Genomic DNA, 16,828 nt, shown 5'->3' with positions numbered 1-16,828 from the left:
GAGGCCGATCCCCAGAAATTGTTGGTGGCGTCCACGGTCACAGCCGGGTCTTCGTTCGTCACGCCGAAATTCTGATTGCCGGATATAATGGAATCGCGGCTTTGTGCCGTTGATCCCGATGCCAATCTCGCTATGGCTCATTCTAATATCCGATTTGCGAATGTTGGGCTTAACCTCAATGGGACCGGCGCAATCCTGGGACCGCTCTTGATCGAAGAAAGCAATACCGCGGCAATAGCCTTGAGCAACGGCGCCGACGTCTCTCTAAGCCGCGTTACCGTCAAAAATTCCAATCAAGCGGGAATCAGCGCACAGAATTCCACGTTCGCTCTAAACCTCGGGCAAATTGAAGGAAACGTCAGCGGCATTCTTTTGGACCGCGATTCCATTATATCCGGCAATCAGAATTTCGGCGTGACGAACGAAGACCCGGCTGTGACCGTGGACGCCACCAACAATTTCTGGGGATCGGCCTCGGGACCGGCCCATGCGTCCAATCCGGAGGGCACGGGGGACCGGGTGTCGGACAACGTCGAATTTATTCCGTTTTTAACCACTCCCCCTCCGGGATTGTCCATGGAGGGGCCGTAAGACAATGAATAGGGAAAAGGAGGTCAGCCGATAAGGATATCCGACACCATGAAGTAGCTTAAAAATAAAAAGGTTCGTGCCATGAGCAGGTTGAGGGTAGTTAGGGGATTATTGAGGGTCCTATTGTGGACCTTGGCGGCCATTAGTTTGGCTCAAGCCGATTTGTCCGCCGCCCCCGCGACAATCAGCGTCAATCCTCAAGATCAAACGCTCACCCCGAATGATATCAGCGTTTCCACTGTTACGCTGGACACCCAGAACGAGGCTTTGGGAGCCTTTGATTTTGAATTGTCCTTTGACACCAACGCAGCCACGCTTCAAAACGTCAAAGGGTTGGGCGAACTCTCCAGTCACTTCTTCTTTAACCCCGGCATTCTGGGCCAAGGCAAGGTGCGCATGGTCGCCTTCAACGCGCAAAGCCTGCAAACGCCCAAAGGGCTCGGTTCCGTTCTTGAATCAACATTTCTGGCCTCGGGTCCTCCGGCCTCTTCAAGCACGATAACCATCAATAATGCCTTTGCCGTCGATACCGATGTCTCGGCATTTGATCCTCTGAGCGCGCAGCCGGGGATTTTCAAAATACAGGCTGCCGGATTCAAAGATTTGTTGGCGCCCAGAACAACTTTGCTCATCGATCAGCCAAAATTCGGGCAGGAACCGGTGTTCATCAATCAAAGCAGCCGCTTGAACTTTAACGTGGAGGACGACGCCAATGAGATTGGCGATCAATCCGGGATCGGGGTATCGAGCCTGACGGTTTCTCTGAACTCTGTTTTTGAGCAGACGTTCGTTAATCCCAGGTCAACCGTGCCTTTCTTCGCCCAAAGCATGAATCTTTTGGGCGTTGCGGATGGAGCTTATGATCTTAAATTTTTCGCTTCAGACACTCAGGGCAACGTCGAAACGCTCAAGACGGTAAAAATCGCGATTGATAATACCCCGCCGACAACGGAGATCGTTATTCCTACGGGCACATTCCGGGAAAACGGAACCATTTATATCAACAGCCAAGTGACGCTTGATTTTGGGGCCCAGGATGCGGGCTCGGGAACCGGAGAAATTCTTTTTGCCGTTATGCCCGAAGGGCAGACGCAAAACCCTGCTCAACTGCCGCCAGGAGGGCCGGCCAATTATGAACCGGCCCGGCCGTTAAATTTCGCTGCGGAAGGCCGTTTTGATCTGACGTTTTTCTCAAGGGACAAATTGGGCAACACGGAGCAGGTCAAAACATTGAAAGTCATCGTTGACAACACGCCGCCCACGTTCACGGGAACCCAGCCCTTAAACATTCAAGCTGTCGACCCTCTCAACAGCTTCAACGGCGTTGTCATTGTCAACGGCGCGGTCAAGCTGGCTGATTCCGGAGCCACGCCGCCTCCTGCCGGGCAATGGACGGTGGAGTATAGCGCCTCATCGGGACTGCTTCCCTTCGAGCATGATCCGCCTTTTGACACGATTTTTTTGCACATAACAGATCAGAATTTATTGCCCACCGGTATGCTGCGTCTGACAAACCCGGGTTCTGATCCCGATGCCGCGGCCTATTACGTCCAACAAAACCACGAATTAAGCGCGCAAACAGGCCATGTCTCGGAAATGAGGGCGAGAGTCGGCAATGATAACACGGCCTTGAGCTTGGTTGCCATTGATGAAACCGCGGGCATCGAGCTTTTGATCAGGCCTGAGGGAGCGGCCGGCGGGCAAGCCGAGCTTCGCTATATTACCGATCTTTTTGGGGCGGGGGGCGCAGAGATCGCCGTGTTCCCGGTGGAGAATCCCTTCGAGTTCAAGACTTACCGCCTAGCCGTGGATATTGAAGGCGCAGACACGCAGGCCGCAAGAATCAAAATTTTTGTCGACGGACATTTAGTTTATGAGCTGCCGGCGACCGCGCCTCCTTTTTCCCCGGCCGGTATGCCTAAGGTGGCCTACGGGGCCAAGCCCATGGGACAAGCGCCTTTGGGGCTGGAAGCGGAATTTGAGTTTTTCCGCTATTACACAGGAGGCTCCGAGCCTCCCTCCGGGCAGCAGCCCCCGCCTGAGCCGCCTCCTCCCGGAAGCGCCCAGTGGACCGTGGAATACAACCCCATGCCCAATGCTCAACTGCCATCAGAATACAGCAATCCTTTCCAAACCATTGTCGCGGGAATGCCCAATCAGATGATCACGCCCAACGGCACGTTGCGGGTGGACGGCCTCGATCCCAACGTTGCCATTTTTTACACCCAGCAGCATCCCGCTCTAAGCGCCCATACCGGCTATGTCACGGAGATGAGGGCCTCGGCGATAAACGCCGAAACAACTTTAAGCATGGGAACTTTTAATGAATTCTTTGGGATCGAACTTTTGGTTTCTCCGGGCTTGGGGCATGCCCAGCTAAGATACATTGATCAGCAATTTCCGCATAACAATAATCAACACATCCGGCAGTTCCCTGCCGCCATGCTTCCCGGAGAAACAGCGACCTATCGAATATCCGTTAAGGTTAACGGCATCGCCTTGGTCAAAGTCTTTGAAAACGGCAACCTACGTTTTGAGGAGCAACTGCCCTTGTCATCTCCTTTTCCAACGGCAGCGACAGCGCCCATGGTTTTTTACGGCGCCAGGACGGCCGGGGGAGTCTTGGCAGGGCCCTTGGCTGCGGAATTTGAATTTTTCCGCTATTACACAGGAGGCGCTGATGCTCCCTCAGCGCAGGAGCCCCCGCCTGAGCCGCCTCCTCCCGCTCCTGGCGCGCTTGTGGATTATCAGGCCACGGTTTTGCCGGAGCAATACGGCACATTTGTTCAAAAACAAATTCATGCTCCGTTTATGACTGAGCCCGCGGAGGAGATCCATCCCGAGGGCCTAAGGATGAGCTCCGAGCAGGATGGGGCCATTGGGTATTTTTTCTCACAAAACCTAAATGCCCAACAGGGATACGACATTAATCTACGCGCTGCCTTGAAGACCCCGGATTCACGGCTTATCATCTCCGTGATGGATGGTCTCTTCGGCGGGCTTATTCAGGTTGATCCCGAAGAGAAAACGATCGATGTCTTAAGCCCGGACCGGCAGGCGACTTTGGCTTCGGCTTCCGTAGCGGCGTTAATCGAGCCTTTTGGATTTAATGAATATTCCATATCCGTTCTTGAAGGCACGGCCCATCTATCCATCAGCGGCATCAATGTCATCGACGTTGCGCTGTTTCCTTTTCCCGGTGCACCAGGCGCTGGTTTCGGCTTGGAGGCCCGGGCCGAGGAGCCCGTTCCCATCGAAATGGCGGTTCAACACTTTAAAATTATCGCAGGCCCTTCAGGCAACGGAGGAACAGGGCAGGGCGCTTTATCCGGCACGGTTGAGACACCCTTCATCAGCCTGCCGGAAATCACCAAGATCAACAATTTTCAGGCCGTGGAAGACCCCGGGCAAGGCAGCATTGCCCATGAATTCACCACGGACGGACAAAATTTCTTTCCGATCGATCAATTATCCCAGGCGGATTTGACTCAAAGGCGGATTAAATTCAAAAGCACGCTCTCGCGGGAAAATGAAACTCAGGCGAGCCCTGCTCTTGAGTCGTTCATACTCGATCTGATCCGCAGCATTGAGGTCAGGCCTGCGGCCGTGGGTGCGCCGTCAACGGCCACCATCCGTTTTATCGCGTCAGAACGTTTAAGGGGACAACCCAGCGTCCAGGCGGGAGAGTTGACGGCCACGGACAAAAACGAGCCCCCTTCCTTTTCCTGGAGCTTTACCGTTAAGACCTCAACCGATACCTTCGAGAGCCTAAAAACAATCGCAGTTTCCGGAACTGATCTTGCCGGCAATCAGGGTGAGGATGCCACGGGCGCCATTGTCGTTGATCGAACGGCTCCGGCAACCCAAATTCTGTCCCCCGCAGAAGGACAAACATTCACTCTCGTTTCGCTCAAGCTCCGAACCGATATCCTGCTTCAAGACAATTTCGATCCCCAACCTTCCCTGGCGGCCCAATTGCTTCAAGTGGAAAACCGGGGTGTTCTTTTTGAAGGAACGACGTCGATGGTCGTCGTCAACGATCAGGTTATCGAACCCCGCATTCTCGATGACGGACTTTGGGTCATGAATGTCAACGCCAAGGACTGGGCGGGTAATGCCTCGGACTTTGCCTCCGGCGTTTTTGAAATCATCCACAATGACGAGCAGCCGCCCAGAACAGCGCTGGAAATCGAAGGCCCCAGATTAGGCGAGAGTCCCGTGTTTGTGAATAGAAACAGTACTTTAAGATGCACCTCAACGGATGACGCCTTAGGTCCGGGCGACGGGTTTGGATTAGGCGTATCGAGCCTGAGCGTTTCCATCAATGGGGCATTTTCCGAAATTTTTACGAACCCTGATCCCATCGTTTCCCCGGTCCTGTCCCAAACCATCGGCTTGTTGGGCTTAGACGATGGCGAAACGAACGTAACGTTTGCCGCCGTGGATATCAGGGGGCATCAAGAAAACGCCCAGACCGCTAAAATTCATGTCGATAACACGCCGCCCGTCACGGAGATTGTCCTGCCTCCCGGGGTGTTCCGGGAAAACGGGACGATTTATGTAAACAGCGCGGACATCATTGATTTTAGGTCCACGGACGCAGGCTCAGGAGTCAGGGAAACCGTATTCAGGCTGGAGCGGTTAAATGGAAACGGCCAACAGCCATGTCCTGAGCCTGACCCGGTCACAGATGAATGCCCCCCTGATCAAGGCAACTCAGAGCCTGTTATGCTCCCCATGAATTTTCCCGAAGAGGGCCGTTTTGTCTTGACCGTTGACGCGACGGATAATCTGGGCAATCATTCCCCCGCCCAAAGCGTGGTGATCGTGGTGGACAATACGCCGCCCACGTTCTCGGGAACTGCCCCCTTGTTCATACAGGCCAATGATCCGGTCAATGTGTTCAACGGGGTGACGGCCTTCAACGGCGGGGTGAAATTAATCGACGGCGGGAGCCCGGGGCCGGGTCCTGATCCGGGAACCGGGCAGTGGACCGTGGAGTATCAAGCCGTGGGGGCTGCCGAGCTTCCCGCCGGCTTTGCTCCGCCTTTCCAATTCTTGGCCTCGATTCCTATTTTAAACGTATCCCAAGAATTGACGCCCTCGGGTTTAAGATTGACGAGCCACGGCTTCGCCCATGCCTTTTATACCCAGGAGAATTTTGAATTAAACATTGATCAAGGCTTTGTCTCTGAGATGCGGGGCCGGGCTATGAATGAACAGACGGCCTTGAGCATGACCGTTGTCAACGAGCAAGATACGGCTCTGGAGCTATTGATCGAGCCCGGCCAGGGCACGCTGCGCTTTACAAATGGCGATTTATTGTTTCCCGAGACGGCAACCATCGGCGAGTTTGCGACCGGCGCAGGCGCCGGAGAAACCCGAACTTATCACTTAAGCGTGGGTCCTGATATTCATCATCCGGCCGGCGCGCTTGTGGCGCGCGTTTTTGAAGACGGCGCGCTGCTTTTTGAAGCGACGTTGCCCCCGTCGCCCTTCGCATTCCTAGCCATGCCTCAAGCGGCTTACGGAGCGAGGACTTTGGTTCCCGGCGGAACCCTGGACGCGGAATTTGAGTTTTTTCGGTACTTCACCGGAGGCCCGGAGCTTCCTGCGGAAGGGCCTCCGGGCAATGGGGGCTCCCCGGGCGGGGTGCTGGTGGATTACCAAGCCTCGGTGCTGCCCGAGCATTTCTCGCTCACGGTTCAAAAAAGAATCAATCGTTTCTTTACCCAGCCTCCCAGAGAAGAAATCGTGACTGAAGGCGCGACCATGGAGTCGTTTTTAAGGCTTTCCTCGCCGGATGACGGGGATATCAACTATTTGTTTATGCAGGAATTGAGCGCCTCGCAGGAATACCGTTTGGAGCTGCGCGCCGCGCTTAAAACATCGGATTCCAGGCTGTTGATTTTTATGCAGGACGATCAATTCGGAGGCGTCTTGGAAATCGACACGGCCGCCGGTCTGGCGCGCTTACTCAACAATTCCAGGGAACAAGAATTAGCCAACGGAAATATCAGTCTGCCGCCGACGCAGACATTCGATTTCCTTGACTATCTAGTCACAGTTAACCAGGGAAATATTCGGTTGTCCGCCAACGGCAATGAAATTCTGCAAGGTCAACTTATGCCGGGCGATCCCGATCTTCGGGGCGCGGGATTCGGCTTGGAAGCCCGGACCTTTGAGCCGGTGCCCATCGGACTCGATGTCCAGAGCTTTAGAATCATCACCGCGTCGGGCAATGGAGGAGGCGGCGGACAAGGCACGCTCCTGGGCACGCTGGAAACGCCGTTTATCAGCTTGCCGGAGCTATCCAGAATCGACAATTTCCGGGCTGCGCAGAATCCGGCACAGGGCGCCATCCAACATGAGTTTACGACAGACGGCCAAATGTTTTTTCCCATCGAGCTTTTGTCTACGGCGGATATCGTTCAGCGCCAAATCAAGTTTAGGAGCACGCTCTCAAGAGCAACGACCGAACAGGCCAGCCCTGTTTTGGAGGCTTTGTCGATTGATTTGATCCGCATGGTGAATGTTTCCTCCCCGGCTGTTGCCGGCCCTTTGTCCACATCAACGATACGCTTTATCGCTTCAGAAAGGCTTTTAGGCGAGCCTGTTGTCAAAGCAGACGGCTCGCAGGCTTTTGACAGAAACGAGCCGCCGTCTTTTTCCTGGACGTTCAAGCTTTCCGCGGCCCAGGACGCGCTTGAAGGCGAACAAACCATTATTATTTCCGGCAAGGATTTATCCAGAAACCAAGGAGAAGATCGAACCGCCAAGATTTTGATCGACAGGACGCCCCCTGCTGTCAACATCCTTTCCCCGGCAGGGGGCGAACGCTTTATCGCTTCGCAAAACTCGATCACCATCGACGTTTCTTCGGTGACGGACAATTTCGACCCCGCGCCCGACATCCTACGCCTGGAATTAGTTGAGCGTCAAAATACCGGAACAATCAGAGGTCCGACCAGACTCATCGTCCATCAAGGGCAAATCATTGAGCCCCTTTCGATTGATGACGGTCTCTGGGTTTTGGAGGTTGAGGCCAAGGACTGGGTGAATAATTCCACAATCGCCGTCTCCGGCGTCTTTGAAGTCATCCACGATCTTCTGCCGCCAAGAACGAGCCTGGTCGCTGGAGAGCCAAAATTCGGGGAGAACCCGGTATTTATCACAAGCAATACATTCATCGGGTTTTCCGCTGTTGATGATTTAGTCGAGATGGGCGACGGCATCGGCTTGGGCGTGGCTAAAACCCAATTCAGCGTAGATCAATCGTCGTTTGCCGTATTTAGCGCCACATTCGCTATTTCTGCTGAAGGATTTCATGAAATGAGATTCTTTTCCGTGGATGTGGTGGGCAATCAAGAAACGCTCAAAACCGTTCAAATCGCGGTGGATAACACCCCACCCGTCACTCAATTGAGCTTGGAGGAAAGCGCTTTCAGCGCTTTTGGCCGGACCATGATCACGCCCAACACCCTCATTACCCTTTTGGCAATCGATCCTGAGGTCAACGGGACAAGCTCCGGCTGGGCGCAGACGGAGTTTGCCGTTGATAACGGCGCTTTTCAGGTTTATTCTGCCGCGTTTACCCTGCCTGCCCAGGGGGAGCATGCCGTCAAATACAGAAGCCGCGATAATCTTGGAAATTTTGAAACGGTCAAAACATTCGCTCTGTCCGTGACGCCTTTAAGGGAGACGGCCATGATCGCGGCAGGGACGGCGACCATCACAGCATCAGGAACAGCGGATATTACCGGAAAAATCGTCTCCAACGGCGCCTACAACGCCTCCGGTAATGTCCGCCTTACGGGAAGCGTGATCGCTCCGGCCATCGAGCTTAAAGGAAACAGCGTTATCATCGGCACGCAAACCATCGCTTCAGATTCCGTTCATGCCTCTCCCATTAATTTAGCTTCCATTAAGGCTGATCTGATTCAATCCAATGACAACGGCTTAATCCCAAGCCAATTCCTGAGTCCGGAGGGAGCCCTTGTTGTGAGCAAGGGCGCGACCTTGACGTTGGGCGCGGGCAGCTATCTTTTCTCCGGGATGACTATCGACTCTCAAGCGGCTTTAATTTCCAGCGGCCCGGTGCGCATTTTTCTGACAGGAGCGTTGGCCATCACCGGCGGGGGGTCGATGAACGCCTCGGGACGCTCGATCGATTGCGCCGTGTTCTCGGATTTTGAGCAAACTCATGAATTTGCCGGAGGATCGCGGGCCGCGGTTATTCTTTATGCGCCGAACTCCTCGGTGAAAGCCGCGGGCAACAGCTCGATTACCGGCAATCTTTTCGCTAAAGACATCACGATTCAAGGGGCTTCGCTCTTTGTCCAAGCCGACGGTTTATCCGGTCAAATCCCCGCTCAAATACAAGACGGCGAGAAACAAAAAGGCGGCGTCAAAACAGCGGCAGCCACAACCACGCCGCAAACCTTTGGGCCTGATCCAAAATTCCAATTAGGCGAAGTCTACGCTTATCCTAATCCCGCCGTAAGCGGGGCCAAGCCTGTCATCCACATAGAAGCTGGTCTAGCTGATTCCGCACGCATCCTGATTTATTCGATAGCCGGGGAGCTGATCAAAGAGGGAAGCTTAAGCGGATTGCCTCAAGTTATTGATGACGGCCAAGGCCCCCAATACGCCTATGAATGGGGCTGGGATGGGCATATTCCATCAGGGACTTATTTCTATCTGATTGAAGCCAAAAAAGGCTCGGAAATACTGAGAGCTAAAGGAAAATTCCATGTGGTCAGGTGAACGTTTTATAACCAAACATGTGTATCCGCCGGAGCAGCCGGCGCGAAAGAGCAAGGTTTGGCTGGTGGCTGCGCTGGTTGCTTTAGCCTGGATTTTGACCATGGCCTTGTCCCTTTTTGCCCAAACAACGCAGAAAACAGGGGCCGAGTTTTTGAATATTCCCGTGGGAGCCCGGCCCGTGGGCATGGGCGGGGCTTACACGGCCTTGGCCAATGACATTTCCTCTTTGCACTGGAACCCGGCAGGACTGGCTTTAATGAACCAGCCTGAGATCGGGGCCATGTATTCTCAATGGCTGTTGGACAGTCAATATAATTTCCTGGGATTTGGGTATCCGGCCAAAACAGGAACGTTTGCAGGTTCGATCAGCGTTTTATCCCAGGGAGAATCCGAAGCCAGGGGACAAAACAGGGAACGAACAGGCTCCATCAAAGCCCAGGATCAATCTTTAGCTTTAGGTTATGGCCGAAGGATCGGGTCAATACAAGCAGGATTAAATACCAAGCTGATTCAAAGCGAGATTGCGGGATATCGGGCTAATACTTTCGCCTTTGATTTGGGATTGATGGTTTTTGCACGTTCCCATTCTCCCATATCCCTGGGCTTAGCTCTGCAGAACGTGGGCCCAGGGATTCGATTTATCGAGCAGCGCGATCCATTGCCGTTAAGTCTTTCCGGAGGATTAAGCTACCGACTGCCGGTGGGCATTGCCTTGGCCTTGGACGTCAAACAACAACTCATCAGCCATAAAACCAATATCAATATCGGCACCGAGTACCAGGCCCTGCCGGTCCTGAGCCTGCGCGGCGGCTATATCGCGGCCCTCGGCCAACAAATTCCGCTGGCCGGCAACGGTGGATTAGATGGAATCTCCGGCGGCGTGGGATTCCGTTTGATGGGGGCTCAGATTGATTATGCTTTCAAGCCATTCGGGCTTTTAGGGGATACGCATAGGGTGAGCCTAGGAGCCCGTTTCTAATATGAACTTCGAAAAGTTAAAAAAATGTTTTGATCTAAAACTTACTGTCTTCGATGTGCTCGACAAAATTAAAAATTTAATCAGCCTGGCTTTCCAATGGATATTTTCTAAACGAAATTTAGATTCCTTTGATTTCTTTATAAAACTGACGGGTTTCGCCGTCGCCATAGTGACTCTTTTGCGATATTTTTACAACAAACCGGAAGTGCAGTTTCGTCTAGAAAAACCCGTTGTTGTAGATGATATGACTCATTTCTACCGAGAAATAAGTAATAAATCAAAAATGGACAAATGCCTACGAAAGCCATTTCCAAAAGATGCTGTATTCCCCGTGAAAAATCAAAGTAACAACATAGTTCGATGGATTCATTTTTTGAATAACCCGACCTTGGAACATAACAAAAGGGTTCCGGAACCCCCGACGTTATATTACATAGATGATCCTGAGCAAGAACAACAATATGAATATTTGGAAGCCAAATATAAGGCGGGTTATGGCCGAGAGCTTAAAAATTTGCTCTTAGAGGAAATTGAAAAAACAAAATTTACAGATGCGGCTTCTTTTGGTGCATGGTTGCAATACAATGGGGTCGACATACACTCAAACCCAGAGCTAGGTTATGCCTTTCCGGGAGATCCGATATATGATTGCATCGAACAACTGTCTGACCGTGAATCAAAAACCAATGCTTATTTGCTCTTGCAAAAAGTCCGGGTTTTCTGGAATCCAGTCACCTTGACCAATTCATCAAAACATGAAAACAAATCGTACTTTCTACAAGTTAAATCTCCTTGGGTTAAAGCGTTGCCAGAACCACTAATCGCAGCGATGGGGGGCAATATTTTGTCTAACACCAAATGGGATATTCGCATGAAATTTACAGAGATGGAAAAGAATTCAGAAAAAACAATCGTAATCCAGTCATGGTATCGACCGCTGATTAAAGAAAACGTAAAAATCGAAGAGACTTTGGGGTCAATTATTTCGTGGAGTCTGCTAAAAATCGTATTCACTTTAACTGTTGTGGTTTCTGTCTTGCATCGTATTTTTCATTCATAAGTGGTGTCCAAAAAGTGTCCACTCCCTAGTAAAAACTGCGGAAAACTGGGGCAATCGGGAGAACGCTCGGAGACGGTTTGTCGTCGGAGGGCGGGCTCAGGCGCACATGGGCAAAAATTTTTTAAAGCCTTCGGAGGGCAACACTCTATCCATTGAGCTATGGGGACAATCATCTGATTTTCAGGAATAAGTCTTCTCATTATAGCGATTGCCCATAACCCAAATGATTTGCGCATTAAAAAAATCCCCGATCGGAGCTGGGTTTGAACCAAGATGCAGGGGCAGTTTAACGTTTTATTCCCGATCGGGAAAAGTATTGAAAAATTTTCGTTTATCATCTAAAATATTACCGATCGGGAATAAAATTCCATATATTGATATTTTTTATTAAATACTCCCGATCGGGAAAAATGAAACAAAACACCAAGGCAATCATTAAAAATCCATCGGATATAGGCGCGCTGGTCCGTCAGGCTAGAGCAGCCGCTGGGCTCACTCAAATCCAAGCAGCCAGGGCATGCGGCGTTGGCATCCGGTTTCTTTCGGATTTGGAAAACGGAAAATCGTCTATCCACTTAGGAAAAACTATTCAGGTCTTAAATGGACTGGGCTTGCGTCTAGTAATGAAGAGAAAGGAAATTAGCGATGAGTGAAACTCTTTTGGTTTATTGGGCAAAAAGCCTGATAGGTTATTTGCGTTATGAAAATAACAAAAATTTTGTATTCCAGTATGCTCCAGAGTGGTTATCCAACCCGGAAGCCTTCCCTCTTTCAATCAGAATGGGTCTAAAGGCAGAACCTTATCCCGATCAGGTTTGCCGGCTATTTTTTGCCAATCTATTGCCCGAAGGCAGCGTGCGCACTTATGTGGCGCAAAAATTAGGCGTCTCCGAATCCAATGATTTCGCGCTGTTAAAAGAATTGGGTAGGGAATGCGCGGGCGCCGTGTCTTTATTTCCGGAGGATGAACCTCCGTCGGGAAACGGCGATTATGTTCCTCTGTCTACGCAAGAACTCAGCGGCATGATCCGAGACATGGAGAAAATCCCTCTTCTTTTTCCTCGACAGGAGATCAGACTGTCTTTGGCAGGCGCTCAGCAAAAACTACCCGTTTATATTGAGGATGAAAAAATTTATCTTCCTGTCAGCGGCGCTCCCAGCTCCCATATTCTCAAGCCCCAAATCGCCGACATTGAGGCAGCGGTAGAAAACGAGGCTTTCTGCATGGCATTAGCTGGAAATTGCGGCCTGCCTGTTCCGAAATCATTCATCTTTACCAAAATTGAGCACTCTGTTTATTTTATTGAACGTTACGATCGCAAAAAAAATGAACAGGGAAAACTGGTGCGGATCCATCAGGAGGACTTCTGCCAAGCGCTTGGTCTTGGCTATTCTCAAAAATATGAATTTGAGGGCGGTCCCAGCCTTGCGAAATGTTTTACCCTTCTATCAGAGAGTGGAACCCAACCCGCAATTGATAAAAATTACACCCTGCTATGGGTATTTTTTAATTATTTGATCGGAAATTGCGATGCTCACGCTAAAAATATTTCTCTGTTAATCACCAAAAAAGACTACCGATTGGCTCCCTTCTACGATCTGCTATCCACCCAAATTTATCCCCGTCTTTCTCGTAACTTAGCCATGAAAATTGGAGGTCAAAACGATCCTAATTATGTGACTAGGAAAAATTGGGAACGGCTGGCTACTGATGCCGGTATGAGTTTTATAGCTATCGCGGCTACAGGCAAAGAAATCGCCGGCAAGCTTCCCGATGTGGCGGCTACCTTAGCCAATGAATTTTACGCTCGCTATGGTAATCAAGAAACTGTCGATAAAATTAACAAAAATATCGCCCTTATGACAGGACGTCTGATTAGTTCTTTAAGTTAAAAGTTGGCGTCCGAAAAGTGTCTATTTTAGGACAAAATCGTGGGGTTACGCGGGCGCACGGGAGAATCGTCTAAGGTGATTTCTCCTTATAAAAAGTAGGGAGAAAGTTTTCCACTATCCATTGAGCTATGGGGACGATCATGCGGTTTTCCATAAAAAGCTCCATCATTATAGCGATTGCCCAATTTTGTGCTAAAGTCAATCGACGCTAAATACAGGGGGTGTTCTCGTGGAGAGAAAATCTTTCCGATTTTTGACGTTTTTGCTTTCCCTCAGCTTGATACCGCATTTTACCCATGGATTTCATGAGGCTGGACTGGGGATCGAAGCCTCTCATTTCACCAACCGGCTTTTGATGACCAACCCTCCGCTTCCCATGCTCTACTATAAAAAAGGGTCTTACCGCATTTCCGTTCAGCCCAATTTCATCACGGGAGATCTTGATGTTTCCGATTCTTTGGCGCAAGATACGGGAGACTTCGAAGGTTTCGGCGGAGCGGCGAGCCTCAGCTACGCTTTCGCAGACCGATGGGGATTGTTCCTTTGGGGACTAGGAAACGCTCTCTCGGGGAATTTCAAACACAATGTCCCTTCTTGCGGGGCCAGGGGAATTTGTACGGTCGACATGAAAAATACAGACGCCTCTCTCGTCGCAGTCAGCGGAGGTCTGGTTTACCAGCTTTTCGGCGGCACCGATTCAGGATTCAGCCTCCCGCTCTTTGCCGGACCGAGTTTTATGCAGGCCAAATTTTCTCAAAACATCCTCAATTCGGACACGACATCAGGGATCCGGGAAGATTTTGATATGGAAGCGTCTCCCACATTCTCCGGTTTCTTCGTCGGAGCCCAGGCAGGTATCGATATCGGGAAGAATTTAAAATTGAATCCTTTCTTCATCCTTGGAAAAACACTGGGGGATGAATGCCGGTCTTTCAACGTCACTACGATCAGGGTTGCAGGGCCGGGAACCAGCAGCGATTTGGACTTAGCCAATGAATCCACTCCCGAGTGCGGGGGGACCACTGGAACTCCTCCGCGTGCCAGAACACGCAGCCGCTTTATGGGATATGATCAATCTTTGAGCGGCGCAGGGCTCAATATCGTCTTTAAGCCCTGGGGGCTTTCAGCCAATATCACCGCTCCCATCCTTAAAAGCGGCCTCGCAAAGGAAAATAGGGATCCAGAGGTGACCACTTTTTCTATCTCCTGGAGTTTCGGCAATTACGTCAAATAGAACCGGGGGTCAAAAACACGGCCGGTAGTTAAAGCCAGAGGTCGGTCTATCGTCTTATTTTCTCGCTGCGGTATACTTCCCAAAATAAAATCGCGGCGGCCGACGCCAAATTCAAAGAATCAAGGCCTCCGGGCCGCTCCTGCGGGAACGTCAACAAGAAATCGCAGGTCTCCGCAACCAAACGCCTCAACCCTTTTTCTTCACTGCCTAAAACCAGGCATAATTTTTTCGGCCAGCCGCCCAAGGCCTCCGGGCCCTTGCCCCCTTGGGAGGCGGCGCCCACAATCCAAAAGCCGGCGTCCTTCAAGGATTGAAGCGCGCGGGATAAGTTGACCACGTTGCAAAATTCCAAATGTTCGGCCGCGCCTTGAGCCACACGCCATGTCGCGGGATGGATAAGAGGAGCAGCCCTGTCCTCGGGCGCAAGAATGGCGGCGACGCCGAAACAAGCCGCGGACCTCGCAATAGCGCCGATATTCTGATGATCCGTAACGCCGTCAAGCGCGACCAGGAAAGCCCTCTCTTGGCCGGAAATTTTCCCGATCAAATCATCGAGGCTTAAAGGCCGGGGCTCCTTGGCCAGAAGCAAAACCATCCCTTGATGGCTCGTCCAGCCGGGCGCCCAACGCGTTAACTCTTCTGCGGACGCGGTTTTGACGCCGACGCCGCGTTGTTTGGCCAAATGAAAGATTTCCTCGACGTCGCTGTCGCGGTTTTCGGTCTGCCGACCTTCAACCGTTTCCTCATCCGCCCGCCGAGCGGGCGCCCGGACTCGGTCGCGGCTTTCCGCGATGAGAAGATTTTTAAACGCATGAGCGCGTTTGGAGCGCAAAGCCTCGGCCACCGCGCGTTTACCGCAGATGGGAAACATTAATTTTTGTTCTTCAGCCGGGGCCCATAGGGCGTATCCTCGGCCAACAGCCCGAATTCCTCAAGAAGCCGCCGCCGGATGGCGTCCGCCTCTTGAAATTTTTTGCCGGTTCGATGACGCTCTCTCTCATGAAGAAGCGCCAGGGCTCCTTTAGGATGTTCCCGGGGAAGAGCGGGGAACTCGATGCCCAAAAGCGAACGGGCGCAGGCCGAGGCTTCGTGAAGCGACTGTTGCGCCGCTTCTGCCGACAGGGCTCTCTTTTTAAACGCGTCAAAAACCCGTCCAGCCCATTCCTGAAGAAGGGCCAAAGCCGAAGGGCTGTGAAAATCACGGGTTAGGCAAGCCAGCATTTTCTCCTTCAAAATCGATTTGGCCTCGGCGGCGGAAATTTTACCCGTCCCGCCGATGAATAAAAGAAGTTCCGCGGCTTCGTCAAGCCTGGATAAAGCCGCCGCTGCTTCTTGAAGAGCCGCGTCTGAAAAATCCAGCGGACGCCGGTAGTGCTCGGTCAACAAATAATAACGCACCACGCGCGGCGGAAAGCTTTTATAAATGTCCTTTAAGCTGAAAAAATTTCCCAAGGATTTGGACATTTTTTCCTTGTTCACCGTAACGAAGCCGTTGTGCATGAAGTACCGCGCGAACGGAGTGTCTTGGGCCGCTTCGCTTTGCGCGATTTCATTTTCATGATGCGGAAAAATCAGGTCCTGGCCGCCGCCGTGCAGATCGAAGGGCTGGCCCAGATATTTTGAGGACATAGCCGAGCACTCGATATGCCAGCCCGGACGCCCCCGCCCCCAGGGAGATTCCCATGAAGCTCCCTCCTCGGCCGACGCCTTCCATAGCGCAAAATCCAACGGGTCTTTTTTATGCGGGGACACCTCGACCCGGGCGCCGGATAACAGCTCCTCGGTATTGCGTTTGGACAATTTCCCGTAGCCGGCGAAACGCGCCACCGCAAAATAAACGTCGCCGTTTTCCGCCGGATAAGCAAATCCTTTTTTAACCAGGCGATCGGTCAAATCAACGATTTCGCGGATATGCTGGGTGACGCGCGGGTAATGATGCGCCCGCAGCACATTGAGCGGATCGATCGCCTCGAAATACTCCTCCATGAAATTCGTCGCCAAAGCGAACGGGGACATCTTTTTTTCTTTGGCCCGTGCGATGATTTTATCGTCGATATCCGTGAAGTTTTGGACATGCGTGAGCTTGTACCCGGCGGCTTCAAATGTCCGGCGGACTAAATCAAACGTGACATAGCAGCGGGCATGGCCCAAATGCGTTGAATCATAAGGCGTCAAACCGCAGACATAAAGCCCGACCCGGGCAGGATCGATGGGCTCAAATTTTTCCAGGCGCCCGGAAAGAGTGTTGGTCAAATGGACGTCCGCCACGGACGGAGCGCTTTGTTTTGAAATTTTTGGCGGCATC

General features: G+C 51.8%; 9 protein-coding genes. 7 read left to right on the top strand and 2 right to left on the bottom strand.

What is annotated here, in order from left to right; all coding sequences use genetic code 11:
* The first annotated feature begins 87 nt into the window (after positions 1-87).
* From HYT79_11315 to HYT79_11285, 7 genes are all read left to right on the top strand, one after another.
* A complete protein-coding gene (locus HYT79_11315; protein ID MBI2071177.1) occupies positions 88-591 on the top strand; it encodes a hypothetical protein in 504 nt (167 codons plus the stop codon).
* 132 nt (positions 592-723) lie between these two features.
* On the top strand, positions 724-9,357 hold the full coding sequence (locus HYT79_11310; GenBank protein MBI2071176.1) for a hypothetical protein: 8,634 nt from the start codon (positions 724-726) through the stop codon (positions 9,355-9,357).
* Entirely contained in the window at positions 9,344-10,336 is a 993-nt protein-coding gene (locus HYT79_11305; GenBank protein ID MBI2071175.1) for a PorV/PorQ family protein, read from the top strand. The genes HYT79_11310 and HYT79_11305 overlap by 14 nt, the downstream gene beginning before the upstream one ends.
* 55 nt (positions 10,337-10,391) lie before the next feature.
* Complete coding sequence (locus HYT79_11300; GenBank protein MBI2071174.1) at positions 10,392-11,396, top strand: hypothetical protein; 1,005 nt, start codon at positions 10,392-10,394, stop codon at positions 11,394-11,396.
* 410 nt (positions 11,397-11,806) lie between these two features.
* Positions 11,807-12,049 (top strand): helix-turn-helix transcriptional regulator, encoded by a 243-nt coding sequence (locus tag HYT79_11295; protein MBI2071173.1) that lies wholly within the window; start codon positions 11,807-11,809, stop codon positions 12,047-12,049.
* Complete coding sequence (locus tag HYT79_11290; protein MBI2071172.1) at positions 12,042-13,289, top strand: type II toxin-antitoxin system HipA family toxin; 1,248 nt, start codon at positions 12,042-12,044, stop codon at positions 13,287-13,289. Before HYT79_11295 ends, HYT79_11290 begins: the two co-directional genes overlap by 8 nt.
* A 229-nt stretch (positions 13,290-13,518) precedes the next feature.
* Positions 13,519-14,523, top strand: coding sequence for a hypothetical protein (locus tag HYT79_11285; protein ID MBI2071171.1), 1,005 nt, complete (start codon positions 13,519-13,521; stop codon positions 14,521-14,523).
* A gap of 46 nt (positions 14,524-14,569) precedes the next feature.
* On the opposite strand, the gene rlmB is transcribed toward HYT79_11285, so the two are convergent.
* Both rlmB and HYT79_11275 read right to left on the bottom strand, forming a co-directional pair.
* On the bottom strand, positions 14,570-15,394 hold the full coding sequence (gene rlmB, locus HYT79_11280; protein MBI2071170.1) for a 23S rRNA (guanosine(2251)-2'-O)-methyltransferase RlmB: 825 nt from the start codon (positions 15,392-15,394) through the stop codon (positions 14,570-14,572).
* A complete protein-coding gene (locus HYT79_11275; GenBank protein ID MBI2071169.1) occupies positions 15,394-16,827 on the bottom strand; it encodes a cysteine--tRNA ligase in 1,434 nt (477 codons plus the stop codon). Before HYT79_11275 ends, rlmB begins: the two co-directional genes overlap by 1 nt.
* Between the last annotated feature and the right edge of the window lies 1 nt (position 16,828).

This window comes from Elusimicrobiota bacterium (assembly GCA_016180815.1).
Lineage (GTDB): Bacteria > Elusimicrobiota > Elusimicrobia > JACQPE01 > JACQPE01 > JACPAN01.
This window is presented reverse-complemented; position numbering and strand designations above follow the sequence as displayed.